Annotated in this window: 14 protein-coding genes; 6 read left to right on the top strand and 8 right to left on the bottom strand. The window is 72.6% G+C overall.

Annotated features, from left to right (window positions below; genetic code table 11):
• Positions 1-167: 167 nt before the first annotated feature.
• Positions 168-941, bottom strand: coding sequence for a hypothetical protein (locus tag EHS43_RS21000; protein WP_125192312.1), 774 nt, complete (start codon positions 939-941; stop codon positions 168-170).
• Positions 942-1,068: 127 nt separating this feature from the next.
• Positions 1,069-2,742, bottom strand: a complete 1,674-nt coding sequence (locus EHS43_RS20995) for a PucR family transcriptional regulator ligand-binding domain-containing protein (RefSeq protein WP_125192311.1) — start codon at positions 2,740-2,742, stop codon at positions 1,069-1,071.
• A gap of 343 nt (positions 2,743-3,085) precedes the next feature.
• On the opposite strand from EHS43_RS20995, the gene EHS43_RS20990 reads away from it, so the two are divergent.
• The 5 genes from EHS43_RS20990 (at position 3,086) to EHS43_RS20970 (ending at position 9,744) form a co-directional block, all read left to right on the top strand.
• Positions 3,086-3,976: a xanthine dehydrogenase family protein subunit M gene (locus EHS43_RS20990; RefSeq protein WP_125192310.1), complete on the top strand. Its 891-nt coding sequence runs from the start codon at positions 3,086-3,088 to the stop codon at positions 3,974-3,976.
• Entirely contained in the window at positions 3,976-4,545 is a 570-nt protein-coding gene (locus EHS43_RS20985; protein WP_125192309.1) for a (2Fe-2S)-binding protein, read from the top strand. The genes EHS43_RS20990 and EHS43_RS20985 overlap by 1 nt, the downstream gene beginning before the upstream one ends.
• 1 nt (position 4,546) lies before the next feature.
• Positions 4,547-6,934 (top strand): xanthine dehydrogenase family protein molybdopterin-binding subunit, encoded by a 2,388-nt coding sequence (locus EHS43_RS20980; protein WP_125192308.1) that lies wholly within the window; start codon positions 4,547-4,549, stop codon positions 6,932-6,934.
• Positions 6,935-7,090: 156 nt separating this feature from the next.
• Positions 7,091-8,548, top strand: a complete 1,458-nt coding sequence (locus EHS43_RS20975; RefSeq protein ID WP_125192307.1) for an NCS2 family permease — start codon at positions 7,091-7,093, stop codon at positions 8,546-8,548.
• 47 nt (positions 8,549-8,595) lie between these two features.
• A complete protein-coding gene (locus tag EHS43_RS20970) occupies positions 8,596-9,744 on the top strand; it encodes an XdhC family protein (RefSeq protein WP_125192306.1) in 1,149 nt (382 codons plus the stop codon).
• Here EHS43_RS20970 and EHS43_RS20965 read toward each other — a convergent pair.
• Together EHS43_RS20965 and EHS43_RS20960 are read right to left on the bottom strand one after the other, a co-directional pair.
• Positions 9,696-11,009 (bottom strand): lanthionine synthetase LanC family protein, encoded by a 1,314-nt coding sequence (locus EHS43_RS20965; RefSeq protein ID WP_125192305.1) that lies wholly within the window; start codon positions 11,007-11,009, stop codon positions 9,696-9,698. The two genes, EHS43_RS20970 and EHS43_RS20965, sit on opposite strands and share 49 nt — an antisense overlap.
• Positions 11,010-11,031: 22 nt before the next feature.
• On the bottom strand, positions 11,032-11,463 hold the full coding sequence (locus EHS43_RS20960; RefSeq protein ID WP_125192304.1) for an SRPBCC family protein: 432 nt from the start codon (positions 11,461-11,463) through the stop codon (positions 11,032-11,034).
• 121 nt (positions 11,464-11,584) lie between these two features.
• On the opposite strand from EHS43_RS20960, the gene EHS43_RS20955 reads away from it, so the two are divergent.
• Complete coding sequence (locus EHS43_RS20955; protein ID WP_125192303.1) at positions 11,585-12,157, top strand: HAD-IIIA family hydrolase; 573 nt, start codon at positions 11,585-11,587, stop codon at positions 12,155-12,157.
• 3 nt (positions 12,158-12,160) lie between these two features.
• Here the strand turns inward: EHS43_RS20955 and EHS43_RS20950 are convergent, their stop codons facing one another.
• From EHS43_RS20950 to EHS43_RS20930, 4 genes are all read right to left on the bottom strand, one after another.
• Positions 12,161-12,469 (bottom strand): DUF3040 domain-containing protein, encoded by a 309-nt coding sequence (locus tag EHS43_RS20950; protein ID WP_125192302.1) that lies wholly within the window; start codon positions 12,467-12,469, stop codon positions 12,161-12,163.
• Positions 12,470-12,576: 107 nt separating this feature from the next.
• A complete protein-coding gene (locus EHS43_RS20945; RefSeq protein WP_125192301.1) occupies positions 12,577-13,209 on the bottom strand; it encodes a DUF305 domain-containing protein in 633 nt (210 codons plus the stop codon).
• Positions 13,210-13,263: 54 nt separating this feature from the next.
• Positions 13,264-13,650, bottom strand: a complete 387-nt coding sequence (locus EHS43_RS20940) for a DUF6153 family protein (RefSeq protein WP_125192300.1) — start codon at positions 13,648-13,650, stop codon at positions 13,264-13,266.
• A 292-nt stretch (positions 13,651-13,942) separates the two neighbouring features.
• Positions 13,943-14,388, bottom strand: a 446-nt coding sequence (locus EHS43_RS20930; protein WP_125192299.1) for a hypothetical protein, incomplete at its 5' end; no start/stop codon positions are given.

Here is a 14,388-nt window from a genome sequence, read left to right as displayed (position 1 = left end):
CCCCTGAGGCCTGCGGCGCAGCCGCGGCCCGGGGGGCGGGGCTGACTGCACCCCCCAGGGGCACGGGGAAACTGCGCGACCAGCCACGGACGCCCTCGCACCCACCCGACTACCCGACCTGGCACCCCGTAGGCACCCGGCCCAAGCCTGCCGCAGCCGCCGTCACCTCACGCCGTCGCCGCCGGTGGTGTCAACTGCCGGGCCAGCCACGTGGGTACGCCCCCCAGCAGCCGGTACAACCGGCGTGCCTCCTCGCGCAGTCGGGACGCCTCGGGTTCCACCTCCGCGTCCGCCAGCGAGGCGAGCGCCGGGGCCGTGCCCACCAGGTAGCCCAACTCCTCGCGGATCCGCAGGGATTCGGCGAACCCGTGCCGCGCCTCGGCCAACTCCCCCTCCCGCAGGGCGAGTCCCGCGAGGTGGCGCCAGGTGAAGGACAGCAGCAGAGGGTCGGATTGGGCCGTCGCACCCGCGTGGGCGCGGCGGTAGGCGGCTCGCGCCGCCTGGGGGGAGTGGGTCAGGTTCTCCGCCAGCAGGCCCCGGCGGAAGTCCAGCAGGGCCCTGCCCTCCGCCCCCGGAGGGATCAGCGCCGCGGCGCGGCCCAGCGCCGCCCTCGCCTCGTCCGCGCGGTCCCGGACCCCGTGGAGCGTCGAGGCGTACGCAAGTTGCCCTCGTTCACAAGCGGCCGCTCCCCGTTCGTCGTCGCCGTGGGCCAGCGCCTCGGCGGTGCGCAGCGCGTCCTCCGCCTCCGCCCAGCCCTGCTCGGTGTACAGGCAGCGTTCCACCAGCAGAGCCGCTCTCTGGAGGGCCGCCTGCGCGGTGACCGGTTGGAGCAGGGCGGCCGCGTCGGCCCAGCAGGCTCTGGAGCGCAGCCGCCATACCGCGGTCTGGAGTGGATCGTCACCGGCGGTCGTTCCGTTACCAGACATGGCGGTATCCGCCACATTGCCCTCCCCGAGCGCGCCGTCGAGCTTTGAGTGGTGGCGGCATCTCAGCACGGATTGGCGTGCCGGGCCAAGGGGATGGGTGAAAGAATTCACAAAGTCGTGGGAGTCCGGGCACCCACGGGTTTCAGCTCATCCGCAGTGCCAGGAAGAAATCCAGCTTGTCCTCGAGGCGCGAGAGGTCCCGGCTCGTCAACTGCTCGATCCGGCCGACGCGGTAGCGCAGCGTGTTGACGTGCAGGTGGAGACGGGTCGCGCAGCGGGTCCAGGAGCCGTCGCAGTCCAGGAAGGCCTCCAGGGTGGGGATCAGCTCGGCCCGGTGGCGGCGGTCGTAGTCCCGCAGCGGGTCGAGGAGCCGGGCGGTGAAGGCGCGGCGCACGTCGTCCGGCACGAAGGGCAGCAGCAGGACGTGCGAGGCCAGCTCCTGGTGGCCCGCCGCGCAGACCCGGCCCGCCCGGGCCGCCGCCACCCGGCGGGCGTGGCGGGCCTCCTCCAGCGCGCCGCGCAGCCCCTCCGCCGAGTGCACCGAGGCGCTGACGCCCAGCGTGACCCGGCCGTCGTCGTCGAGGCCGGCCGACAGGGGGTCCCGGACCGTTTCGAGCAGTGTGTCGGCCAGGATGCCGGTCTCCGAGCCGTCGTGCTCGGTCGAGACCGCGGGGAGGGGGACCAGTGCGATCGCCTCGTCGCCGGTGTGGGCCACCGCGATCCGGTCGGAGGGCTCGGGGCCGGTCGCGTGGGGGTCCACCAGGATCTCCTCCAGGAGGGACTGCGCCATCGGGCCGCCCTCCAGATCGCCGTCCCGCCACTCGACCCTCGCCACCACGACCTGCCAGTGGGGGGCCGCGCCCAGACCGGGGAGCAGGACCGGCGCGGCGACCCGCAGCCGGGCCGCGATCTCCGCCGGTGCCGCTCCCGTCTGGACCAGCTCCAGGACCTCCTGGGCCAGGCGGCGGCGTACGGTACGGGCCGCGTCCCTGCGGTCCCGCTCGACCGCGATCAGCTGGGTGACGCCCTGGAGGAGGTCCAGGCGCTCCGCGGGCCAGTCCCCGGCGTCCGCCTCCACCGCCAGCAGCCAGTCGGACAGGACCGTCTCGCGCACGTCCCTCGACGCCTGCGGGGAGCGGCCCGAGCTGCGGACCGGGAAGAGGGAGTACGCCGAGGAACCGAGCGTGACTCTGTGGGGGCCCCGGCGCCCGGAGCGGACCGCGGCCAGGTGCTCCGCCGCGAGCTTCGCGCAGGTGTCCGCGGGCAGGCCGGGGCCCGCCACCTTCGGGCCCGCGATCAGGCGGCCGGCCGGGGACAGGACCCAGGCGCGCAGGTCCAGGTCGGAGCCCAGCAGGTCGAGGACCACGTCCGGGCCGCCGCCCGCCGGGCCCGAGGTCATCATGCGGCGGTGGCGGTCCACCACGGCCGCCAGATCGCCCGCGCGCTCGCCGGAGACCTGCCGCACGACATGCTCGGTGATCGTCGCGAAGGCCACCGACTCGTGCACCGCGAACAGCGGGAGGCGGTGCCGGGCGCAGGCGACGACCAGGTCCTCCGGGACATCGCCCAGCTCCGCCTCGCCGGCCGCCAGCGCCACCACTCCGGCCTGCACGAGCAGCCGTACGAACGGCTCCGAGTCGGCCGCGTCCCGGCGCCAGGCGAGGCCGGTCAGGACCAGTTCCCCGCCCGAGAGGTAGCGGCTGGGGTCGCGCAGGTCCGTGGTCATCACACCGCGCACGGTGCGGTCCAGTTCGTCCTCGCCGCCGAGCAGCCGCAGGCCCAGCGCGTCGGTGTCCAGCAGAGCGCGCAGCCGCATTCTCGTCGCCGCCGTTCTTTGTCTCGAAATCTACGATGGAGAAGGGGTCCGGTGGGGTGAGGAACGGCCGCTGCCGCCTCCGGGGCTGTGTCCCAGGTCACGTGGGCTGTGTCGCACGTTTCCGCAGGAAGACATGGAGGTTACTGAGGCCCTCCGTTCATACGAATCTACAAGATGACGGCCGCGACCAGCCAACTCCTTCATGGTTTCCGTGACTGACCCCGTCGGAGTACGCCGCTGTGTACTGACTCCACTCTGCGTAAACAGCACATGAACGAGCCGGGCCCGCCGCACACGATCTGGCTCGATCCGTACGATCACGAGACGAAGAAGAGAGCCGGTCATGGACTTCCTTCGCCCCGCCAGCTGGGAGGAGGCGCTCGCCGCCAAGGCTGAGCACCCCACCGCTGTGCCCATCGCGGGCGGCACCGACGTGATGGTCGAGATCAACTTCGACCATCGGCGGCCCGAGTACCTGCTCGACCTGAACCGCATCGGAGACCTCACCGAGTGGGAGGTCGGCGAGGACACCGTGCGGCTCGGCGCCTCCGTGCCGTACACCCGCATCATGGAGAGCCTGCGCGGCGAGCTCCCGGGCCTGGCCCTCGCCTCGCACACCGTCGCCTCCCCGCAGATCCGCAACCGCGGCGGCGTCGGCGGCAACCTCGGCACCGCCTCCCCGGCCGGTGACGCCCACCCCGCGCTCCTCGCGGCCGGCGCCGAGGTCGAGGTCGAGTCGGTGCGCGGATCGCGGCTCATCCCGATCGACGCGTTCTACACCGGCGTGAAGCGCAACGCGCTGGCCGCCGACGAGCTCATCCGGGCCGTGCACATCAAGAAGGCGGACGGGCCCCAGCAGTACTCCAAGGTCGGCACGCGCAACGCCATGGTCATCGCCGTGTGCGCCTTCGGGCTCGCGCTGCACCCGGCGACGCGGACCGTGCGGACGGGCATCGGCTCGGCCGCTCCCACGCCCGTGCGGGCCAAGGCAGCCGAGGAGTTCCTGAACGCCGCTCTCGACGAGGGCGGGTTCTGGGACAACGGCAGGATCATCACCCCCTCGGTCGCCAAGCAGTTCGCGGACCTGAGCGCCGCCTCCTGCAACCCGATCGACGACGTCCGGGGCACGGCGAGCTACCGCCGCCACGCGGTCGGCATCATGGCCCGCCGCACGCTGACCTGGGCCTGGGAGTCGTACCGCGGCACCGCCGCCACCACGGAGGGAGCTGCGTAATGCGCGTCAACTTCACTGTCAACGGACGTCCGCAGGAAGCCGACGACGTGTGGGAGGGCGAGTCCCTGCTGTACGTGCTGCGCGAGCGGCTCGGGCTGCCCGGTTCGAAGAACGCCTGCGAGCAGGGCGAGTGCGGGTCCTGCACGGTCCGCCTCGACGGGGTCCCGGTGTGCTCGTGCCTGGTCGCCGCCGGGCAGGTCGAGGGCCGCGAGGTCGTCACCGTCGAAGGGCTCGCGGACTACGCGAAGCAGCGGTCCTGCGGTTCCTCCTGCGGCACCTCGCTCCAGGAGGCCCAGGACTGGGCCGCCAAGGGCCAGGACTCGCAGACCGGCGAGGGCACCGAACTCGCGCCGATCCAGCAGGCGTTCATCGACGCCGGCGCCGTCCAGTGCGGCTTCTGCACCCCGGGGCTGCTGGTCGCCGCCGACGAGATGCTGGAGCGCAACCCCAACCCGAGCGACGCGGACATCCGCGAGGCGCTCTCGGGCAACCTGTGCCGCTGCACCGGCTACGAGAAGATCATGGACGCGGTCCGCCTCGCGGCCGCCCGACAGGGAGAGGCGGTCTGAGATGTCCACTCCCAACGGCACCCCCACCAAGATCACCCAGGGGTCGAAGACCAAGGGCGGCATCGGCGAGTCCACGCTCCGCCCGGACGGCACCCTCAAGGTCACTGGCGAGTTCGCGTACTCCTCCGACATGTGGCACGAGGACATGCTCTGGGGACAGATCCTGCGCTCGACCGTCGCGCACGCCGAGATCGTGTCCATCGACACCAGCGAGGCCCTGGCCCTGCCCGGTGTGTACGCCGTCATGACGTACGACGACCTGCCGACCGAGGTGAAGAACTACGGCCTGGAGATCCAGGACACCCCGGTCCTCGCGCACGGCAAGGTCCGGCACCACGGCGAGCCGGTCGCGATCGTCGCCGCCGACCACCCGGAGACCGCCCGCCGCGCCGCCGCCAAGATCAAGGTCGAGTACCGCGAACTGCCCGTCATCACCGACGAGGCCTCCGCGACCGCCCCCGACGCGATCCTCGTCCACGAGAACCGCGACGACCACCACATCGGGCACGTCCCGCACCCCAACATCGTGCACCGCCAGCCGATCGTCCGCGGGGACGCGCAACAGGCCGCCGAACGGGCCGACTTCGTCGTCAAGGGCGAGTACACCTTCGGCATGCAGGACCAGGCCTTCCTCGGCCCCGAGTCGGGGCTCGCGGTGCCGGACGAGGACGGCGGCGTCCACCTCTACATCGCCACCCAGTGGCTGCACTCCGACCTGCGGCAGATCGCCCCCGTCCTCGGCCTGCCCGAGCGCAAGGTGCGCATGACGCTCTCCGGCGTCGGCGGGGCCTTCGGCGGCCGCGAGGACCTGTCGATGCAGATCCACGCCTGTCTGCTGGCCCTGCGCACCGGCAAGCCCGTCAAGATCGTCTACAACCGGTTCGAGTCCTTCTTCGGACACGTCCACCGGCACCCGGCCAAGCTGTACTACGAGCACGGGGCCACCCGCGACGGCAAGTTGACCCACGTCAAGTGCCGGATCGTCCTGGACGGCGGCGCGTACGCCTCCGCCTCCCCGGCCGTGGTCGGCAACGCGTCCTCGCTGTCGATCGGCCCCTACGTCGTCGACGACGTGGACATCGAGGCCATCGCGCTCTACACCAACAACCCGCCCTGCGGCGCGATGCGCGGCTTCGGCGCGGTCCAGGCGTGCTTCGCCTACGAGGCCCAGATGGACAAACTGGCCGACGCGGTGGGCATGGACCGGGTGGAGTTCCGGCAGCTGAACGCCATGGAGCAGGGCACGATCATGCCGACCGGCCAGCCCGTCGACTCGCCCGCCCCCGTCGCCGAACTCCTGCGCCGCGTCAAGGCGATGCCCCTGCCCCCGGAGCAGCAGTGGCTGTCGGCCGGCGAGGAGGCCGACGTACGGCAGCTGCCGGGCGGTCTGTCCAACACCACCCACGGCGAAGGCGTCGTGCGCGGCATCGGTTACGCGGTCGGCATCAAGAACGTCGGCTTCTCCGAGGGCTTCGACGACTACTCGACGGCGAAGGTGCGCATGGAGGTCGTCGGCGGCGAGCCCGTCGCGACCGTGCACACCGCGATGGCGGAGGTCGGCCAGGGCGGGGTCACCGTCCACGCGCAGATCGCCCGCACCGAGCTCGGCGTCACCCAGGTCACCATCCACCCCGCGGACACCCAGGTGGGCTCGGCGGGTTCGACCTCGGCCTCCCGGCAGACGTACGTCACCGGCGGCGCCGTCAAGAACTCCTGCGAGCTGGTCCGGGAGAAGGTCCTGGAGCTCGGTCGCCGCAAGTTCGGCTCGTACCACCCGGCTTGGGCCACCGCCGAACTCCTCCTGGAGGGCGGCAAGGTCGTCACCGACGGCGGCGAGGTCCTCGCGGACCTGGCCGACGTGCTGGAGGGCGAGAGCGTCGAGGTCGAGGCGGAGTGGCGGCACCGGCCGACCGAGGCCTTCGACCTGCGCACCGGACAGGGCTTCGGACACGTCCAGTACTCCTTCGCCGCCCACCGCGCGGTCGTCGAGGTCGACACCGAGCTCGGCCTGGTCAAGGTGATCGAGCTGGCCTGCGCGCAGGACGTCGGCAAGGCGCTGAACCCCCTGTCCGTCATCGGCCAGATCCAGGGCGGCACGACCCAGGGCCTGGGCGTCGCGGTCATGGAGGAGATCATCGTCGACCCGAAGACGGCGAAGGTCAGGAACCCGTCCTTCACGGACTACCTGATCCCCACGATCCTCGACACGCCGACCATCCCCGTCGACGTGCTCGAACTCGCCGACGACCACGCGCCGTACGGGCTGCGCGGCATCGGCGAGGCCCCCACCCTGTCCTCGACCCCGGCCGTCCTCGCGGCGATCCGCGACGCGACGGGGCTGGAGCTGAACAGGACGCCGGTCAGGCCCGAACACCTCACGGGCACGTAACCCCTCCGGGGGTGAACCGGTCTGTTTCCCGGGGGACTCCGTCCCCCGGTCCCCCAATGTCCGCCCTGGGCCGTCCCCCGGGTCGTGCACATCCCAAATCCCGTGCCCGAAAAGGCGGTTGCGCGGGTGTCCCTGTGAACCTTGGGAGACGGCACCATGACCCAGCAGTCCCTTCCACCCAGGACCACCGCCGACGACGCGGGAGAAGGCACCCGCGTCCCGGCCGGCAGGTCCTGGCTCGACCGGTACTTCCACATATCCCGGCGGGGATCCACGGTCGCGCGTGAACTGCGCGGCGGCGTCACCACCTTCATGGCGATGGCGTACATCCTCCTGCTCAACCCCCTGATCCTGTCCGGCAAGGACGCGGCGGGGGACACGCTCGGCCAGAAGGCGCTCATCACCGCGACCGCGTTCGCGGCCGCCCTCACCACGCTGCTCATGGGCTTCCTCGGCAAGGTGCCGCTGGCCCTCGCCGCCGGACTCTCCGTCTCCGGCGTGCTGTCCTCGCAGGTCGCGCCCGCGATGACCTGGCCGCAGGCCATGGGCATGTGCGTGATGTACGGCGTGGTCATCATGCTGCTGGTCGTCACCGGCCTGCGCGAGATGATCATGAACGCGATCCCGCTGGCCCTCAAGCACGCGATCACCATGGGCATCGGACTGTTCGTCGCCCTGATCGGCTTCTACAAGGCCGGCTTCGTCCACCAGGGCAAGGCGACCCCGGTGACCCTCGGTCCCACGGGCGAACTCGCGGGCTGGCCGGTCCTGTTGTTCGCCGTCACCCTCCTCGCCATCTTCATGCTCCAGGCAAGGGGAGTGCCCGGCGCGATCCTGATCGGCATCCTCGGCGGGACCGTACTCGCCGTGGTCCTCAACGCGGCCGGGGCGGTGGACCCCAGGCAGTGGGCGAGCGGCGCCCCCGAACTGCACGGCAGCGCGGTCTCCATGCCCGACTTCTCGATCTTCGGCAAGGTCGAGTTCGGCGGCTGGGGCGAGGTCGGCGCGATGACGGTCGGCATGATCGTCTTCACGCTGGTGCTCGCCGGGTTCTTCGACGCGATGGCCACCATCATCGGCGTCGGCACCGAGGCGAAGCTCGCCGACGAGCAGGGCCGGATGCCGGGCCTGTCCAAGGCGCTGTTCATCGACGGCGCGGGCGGCGCGATCGGCGGGGTGGCCGGCGCTTCCGGCCAGACCGTGTTCGTCGAGTCGGCGACCGGAGTCGGCGAGGGCGCCCGTACCGGCCTGTCCTCCGTCGTCACCGGCCTGTTCTTCGCGGCCTGTCTGTTCTTCACCCCGCTCACGGCGATCGTGCCCGGCGAGGTCGCGGCCGCCGCCCTCGTGGTGATCGGCGCCATGATGATGATGAACGCCCGCCATGTCGACTGGGCCGACCGCGCCACCGCGATCCCGGTCTTCCTGACCGTCGTCATCATGCCGTTCACCTACTCGATCACCGCGGGTGTCGCCGCGGGCGTCATCTCCTACGTCGCGATCAGGACCGCGCAGGGCAGGGCGCGCGAGATCGGTGCCTTCATGTGGGGACTGACGGTGATCTTCCTGGTGTACTACGCCCTCAACCCCATCGAGAGCTGGATGGGCGTGCATTAGCGCCCTTCAACTCCCCTGTACGCAACCGCTGTGAAGGAGACCGAGACATGCTGGACATCGCCGACGAGCTGCACCGGTGGGTCGAGCAGGGACGCGACTTCGCCGTGGCCACCGTGGTGGCCGTCGGCGGCAGCGCGCCCCGCCGGCCCGGCGCCGCCCTCGCGGTGGACGCCGACGGCACGGCGATCGGCTCGGTCTCCGGCGGCTGCGTGGAGGGCGCGGTGTACGAGCTGTGCCAACAGGCGCTCAAGGACGGGGAGTCGGTCCTCGAACGGTTCGGCTACAGCGACGAGGACGCCTTCGCCGTCGGTCTGACCTGCGGCGGAGTCATCGACATCCTCGTCACCCCGGTCCGCGCCGGCGACCGCGACCGCCCCGCGGTCGCGGCCGCCCTCGACACCGCGGCGCAGGGCCGGGCGGCGGCGCTGGCGCGCATCGTCTCCGGCCCTGCGGAACTCGTCGGCCGCGCCCTCGTCGTCCGGCCGGACGGCTCCCACGGCGGCTTCGGCGCCCATCCCGAGCTGGACCGCACGGTCGCCGCCGAGGCCGCCGCCCTCCTGGACGCGGGCCGCACCGGAACGCTGGAGATCGGCGCACAGGGCTCCCGCTGCGGCGCCCCGCTCACCGTGCTCGTGGAGTCCTCGGTGCCACCGCCCCGCATGATCGTCTTCGGCGCGATCGACTTCGCGTCGGCGCTGGTGCGGATCGGCAAGTTCCTCGGCCACCGGGTCACCGTGTGCGACGCCCGCCCCGTCTTCGCGACCGAGGCACGCTTCCCGGAGGCCGACGAGATAGTCGTCGAGTGGCCGCACAAATATCTGGAGCGCACGGAGGTCGACGCCCGCACGGTCCTGTGCGTCCTCACCCACGACGCCAAGTTCGACGTCCCCCTGCTGCGACTGGCCCTCCGGCTCCCGGTCGCCTACGTGGGCGCCATGGGCTCCCGCCGCACCCACCTCGACCGCAACGAACGCCTCCGCGAAGTCGGCGTGACCGAGCTGGAGTTGGCGCGGCTGCGCTCACCCATCGGCCTGGACCTCGGCGCCCGTACGCCCGAGGAGACGGCCCTGTCGATCGCCGCCGAGATCGTCGCGGCGCGGCGGGGCGGCAGCGGTGTCTCCCTCACCGGTGCGCACACGCCGATCCATCACGACGCGACGTCGGAACCGGCCCGGCGGATCGGTTCGGTGGCCTGAGCGGACACCTGGGGCTGGTCCGGCCAGGTGAAGGCGTACCGCGGGTCGCCGCCCCGGCCTAGACGGACGAACCGCAGCAGCTCGCGCACGATGCCCGCACAGCCCTGCGCCCAGTCGGTGCGGGGCGCCAGCTCGCTCGGGGTGACCCGGTGCTCGACGTTGAACCAGCGCGCACCGCTCGCGTCCCGCACCGCGCGGGCGGCCAGGTCGGCGACGACGGTCCGCGCGAAGTCGTACGCCTCCCGCCCCCCGGCGTTCTCGGCGGTCCGGTCGCAGGCCAGGGCGAGGACGCCCGCCGTGCCGCAGCAGCGGCCGTTGTTGTCCCAGAACCCGGGCCGCAGGCGCCGCGGGAGGCCGCAGTGGCTGACCGTGTGCCAGCAGCGGTCGGCGAGCGCGGCCCAGGCCGGGTCGCCCTGGGTGTCGCGCAGCAGCCGGAACATCTGGGCGTCACCGGTGGGGCCGTGGCACCAGCCGTAGCTGAGCGGCTCGATCAGGTCCGGGAGGTACTGCGGGGTGGAGTGCGGGACCAGGAAGCCGTCCGGGCCGCCCTCGTCGCGGGCCACGACGTCCGCGACCCCGGCCAGCGCGAGCTCGACCAGGTCGGCGCGACCGGTCGCGTGGCCGATCCGGGCCAGCGCGTGGGCGACGCCCAGCGTGCCGTGGGACATGTGGTGCATGCGGGCCTCCGGGCCGGGGCGGAACGGCCAGGTGACGCCCCACGGGGTGCGCTCCGCCGTCCGCAGATAGGGCTCCACCGCGAGGACGGCGAACCCGGGGTCGCCGACCGCGAGGGCGGCCAGGCCGATCCCGCCGTTGCCGCCCATCAGCTCGAACAGCTCGCCCCAGCGCTCCCCGTCGAAGTGGGCGCGCACCAGGGCCATCGCGTGGTCGGCCGCCTCGCCGCAGGCGGTGTCGCCCAGTTCGGCGCCCAGGGTGTGCAGGACCAGGGCCATGCCGGACCGGCCGAAGTACAGCGAGTCGTCCCCGTGGCCGTCGACGGCCGCGGCCACACCGCGGCCCGCGCGGAGTGCGAGGTCGGCGTAGGAGTCGTCGCCGAAGTGCCGCCACGCCTCCAGGAGCACGGACACGATCCCGGCCGTGCCGCTGTACAGGGTCGGGTCCGTCTCCTCCTGCGCGGGATCGGTCGGCCAGGCGAGTCCGCCCTCCGGTGTCTCTCGCGCCGTGGACACCAGCCACCGCAGCCCGTCCACCGCGAGCTCCTCGACCGCGTCCACCCGAACCGTCGTACCGTCAACTCCCGCCATGCGGCCTACTGTTGCACGGCCCTCAGGTCCCCCGCAGCAGACGGTTCAGCGTCCGGCCGAACACCGACCTGGCCGCCACACCCAGCAGGGGCCCGGGGAACAGGGGGACCCGCAGTTCCTCGCGCCAGATCACCCGGGCCCGGCCTCCCGGACCCGGGTGAACCTCCAGTTCGGCCCAGCCGCGCACCACCCGGCCGCGCTTCTCCAGCCGGCACAGGCCGGAGACGCCCTCCGCCGGCGGGCGCCAGACCGTGACCTCCATGGGGTCGTCGAAGCCGAGCGGGCCCACCCCGGAGCGGGCGACGACGAGCGTGCCCTCGGCCGTCGGCCCCGGCGGCACGACCGAGACGCGCGTCAGGGGGACGGACGCCCCGTGGCGGGGCCACTCCGTGAGGCGGCGCCACGCCTCGTCCTGGGAGAGCGGGGCCGTACGTTCGAGGAGGAAGGTGACCACGGTTTGATCTTAGGGAATCCCGCCTGTTCAGCGGGGATTTCATAGGGGTCTCACATACATGGCTCAGCCGCGGTTACCCGTGAGGGGCAAGCAGTGCACGCGAGAGCCGGGAGGTGTCCGTATGACACGCGTGCGTACGGTGCTGTTCGACCGGGACAGCATCCTCGCCGGAAACCCGACCGACCCCGACCGGGTGCGCGCGGCGCCCGGTGCCCGTGAGGCGCTCGGCATGCTGCGTCTGCACGGTGTCCGCACCGGCTTCGTCGCCCTGCGACCGGGCGCCGGGCTCGGCGGACTCGGCGACGCCGGCGTGCGGGCCGTGAACCGCCGTGTCGACGAACTGCTCGGCCCCTTCGACATCCGGGGCGTGTGTCCGCACCGCCCCGAGGACGGCTGCCGCTGCCGTCCGCCCGAACCGGGCCTGATCCTGTGGGCGGCGGGCCGGGTGTGCACCGGGCCCGCCGAGTGCGCGGTCGTCGGCACCGCCGCGGACGCCGAGGCGGCGGCCCGGGTGGGCGCCCACGGCATCCTGGTACCGGACGAGCGGACCGGACCGCAGGAGACGGCCCGGGCCGGTCATGTGGCGCCTGACGTCCTGACCGCCGTGCGCGCGCTGCTCGCCGGGCCGCCGCAGGGGCGGGTCCTGGTCGACGAGCGGCCCATCGCCTCGGCCTTCGAGAACGGCGAGGCGTGAGGTTCAGGATTCCGTCCAGCGGCACAGGCGACGGAACACCGCGTACAGGGTCAGCGGCCAGACGGCGGCGAAGCCCCAGATCACCGCGGGCCGCGAGGTGACGATGCCCATGACGAGAAGCATGGCCGAGGTCGCGAGCAGCAGGCTCAAGGTCATGACGTGCGGGCGGTAGCGCGCCACCCGGGACAGGTCCGGCCGTCGGCGCAGCCGTCCCGTGCGCAACCTGCGTTCCAGACGGCGGTCGCGGCGCAGGGCGCGTTCCACCTCGTCCAGAATGCGCTGTTCGTGATCGGGGAGTCGCTCTGTCGCCACTGTCGCTCCTCGCGGATCCGAAGGGTCCTTCTCCTAGTGCCCGGAGAAGGACCCGTGACACCGTCCGGTCAACGGGCGCGTAGGGTCGCGCCCGTTGACCGGACGGGTCAGTTCTCGCCGAGGAGCTTCTTCATCTCGGCGATCTCGGCGTTCTGCGCGGTGACGATGTCGCCGGCCAGGGCCGTGGCGGCCGGGGACTCACCCTTGGTCCTCTCGGTGGTGGCCATCTCGACGGCACCCTCGTGATGTTCGATCATCATGGTCAGGAACATGGAGTCGAAGTCCTTGCCGGACGCCTTCCTCAGCTTCTCCATGTCGGCGCCGTCCATCATCCCGGCCATGCCGGAGTGCGCCGAGTGGTCCATGCCGGGCATCGTCTCGGGGACCTGCGCGCCCCAGGTCCTGAGCCAGCCGGTCATGGTCTCGATCTCCGGCCCCTGGGCCTTCTCGATCCGCGCGGCGAGGTTCTTGACCTCGGCCGAGGAGGCGCGGCCGTCCACCATGCCGGCCATCTCCACGGCCTGCTGGTGGTGGGGGATCATGCCCTGGGCGAAGGAGACGTCCTGGTCGTTGTGGACGTCCGCCGGGGACTTCGCGGGCGTTGTCGCGGACGCCTCGGTCTTCGAGGCCGCGGAGTCGGCGGCGTCGCTGTCGCCGCCGCAGGCCGTGAGGGTGAGGGCGGCGCTCACGGCGACCGCCGCGAGACAGGCACGGCGGATCAGGGTACGGGTGGTGCGCATGCTGGAACTCCAGTGCTGTGAAAGGGGATCTGGACGTGGCGGAGCTCGCCGTGTCTAGATCCGCAGGAGCTGGAGTTCCGCGAGGGAGGGCGGGGCGCGGGCGCCTTCCTGGGCCGCGGCGGTCTGGGCGCGCAGGTCGAGCGTGCCGAGGCAGTTGCCCGACGGGTCGGGCACCAGCGCGGGCAGCGCCGGACCGCCGCTCACGGCCCCCGACGCGCAGGTCGCGTCGGCGTGGTGCAGATGTCCCGGGCCGCAGTCGTCGTGGCAGACCGTGTCGGCGACGAAGGCGGCCGACGCCATGTGCGCGGCCCCTTCCCGGTGCCCGCCCATGCCGCCACCGGGAGCCAGGGCGTGCATGCCCAGCACGCCCACGAGCAGCCCGAGCAGCAACAGCGCCCGCCACAGGGGCGGACGCGCGGAGCGCTGCTCGGAACTGATCATCGGGCTCATCCTAGAGGGGGCTGTGGCACGCCTGTGCACTGACGCCGTCCAATTGAGGTACGGCCCGGAAGCGCCGTCCGTTCAGGACCCGAGTACGGCGGGCCGACGCCTGTCCGGCGGCGGGCGCCGACTGCGCGTTCGTCCCCGGGGCCGCCGACGCGTTCTCCCGCGACGACCTGCGCGCACCCGGCGTCCGGCCGGTCACGGTCGGCAGCCGCGCCGCCCGCGCCACGTACCGCCATCTGCTCGACGCCGCGCGGGAGTCGGCCGGTCCGGGCCCCTTCTCGTGCGCTCAACCACCTGTTCCGTCAGGGCTGACGGCGGAGCCGGAGGCAGGGCCGGACGGGGTCGGCGCGCAGCTCGGTGCCTCGGGCGCGTCCTCGGCGTGCCGCGTCAGCGCGCAGACCGTGCGCAGCGCGACCTTCCAGCTCCCGTCCTGGAGTACGGCCGCCCCCGGCCCGCCGGTGTCCAGCCGGCCGCCCTCGCGCGTGAGCTCGTAGGCCACCTCGGCGACCGTGTCCGAGGTGTACGACACGGAGGTCACCTCGGCGCGCAACTTGCTGCCGCTCGGGTCGCGGAAGAGGTTGTCGATCATCAGGGCGTTCTCGTCGCCGTCCTCGACGGCGTCACTGCGCTGGTCCAGCGAGGACTTCGGGTCGAAGAGGACCGTCCACGCCTCCCGGATGTCCTGCTCGGCCCGCTCCGGGTCCGAGGGGGCGGTCGCCGTCGGTGTCGGGG

It is taken from the genome of Streptomyces sp. RP5T, assembly GCF_003933965.1.
In the GTDB taxonomy this organism is placed as follows: Bacteria; Actinomycetota; Actinomycetes; order Streptomycetales; family Streptomycetaceae; genus Streptomyces.
This window is presented reverse-complemented; position numbering and strand designations above follow the sequence as displayed.

Bases quoted from the DNA above. Each gene is read 5' to 3' on its own strand.
- EHS43_RS20980 (WP_125192308.1), top strand. From the start codon at position 4,547: ATGTCCACTCCCAACGGCACCCCCACCAAGATCACCCAGGGGTCGAAG.
- EHS43_RS20940 (WP_125192300.1), bottom strand. From the start codon at position 13,650: ATGATCAGTTCCGAGCAGCGCTCCGCGCGTCCGCCCCTGTGGCGGGCG.
- EHS43_RS20985 (WP_125192309.1), top strand. From the start codon at position 3,976: ATGCGCGTCAACTTCACTGTCAACGGACGTCCGCAGGAAGCCGACGAC.
- EHS43_RS20995 (WP_125192311.1), bottom strand. From the start codon at position 2,742: ATGCGGCTGCGCGCTCTGCTGGACACCGACGCGCTGGGCCTGCGGCTG.
- EHS43_RS20990 (WP_125192310.1), top strand. From the start codon at position 3,086: ATGGACTTCCTTCGCCCCGCCAGCTGGGAGGAGGCGCTCGCCGCCAAG.
- EHS43_RS20970 (WP_125192306.1), top strand. From the start codon at position 8,596: ATGCTGGACATCGCCGACGAGCTGCACCGGTGGGTCGAGCAGGGACGC.
- EHS43_RS20955 (WP_125192303.1), top strand. From the start codon at position 11,585: ATGACACGCGTGCGTACGGTGCTGTTCGACCGGGACAGCATCCTCGCC.
- EHS43_RS20945 (WP_125192301.1), bottom strand. From the start codon at position 13,209: ATGCGCACCACCCGTACCCTGATCCGCCGTGCCTGTCTCGCGGCGGTC.
- EHS43_RS20965 (WP_125192305.1), bottom strand. From the start codon at position 11,009: ATGGCGGGAGTTGACGGTACGACGGTTCGGGTGGACGCGGTCGAGGAG.
- EHS43_RS20975 (WP_125192307.1), top strand. From the start codon at position 7,091: ATGACCCAGCAGTCCCTTCCACCCAGGACCACCGCCGACGACGCGGGA.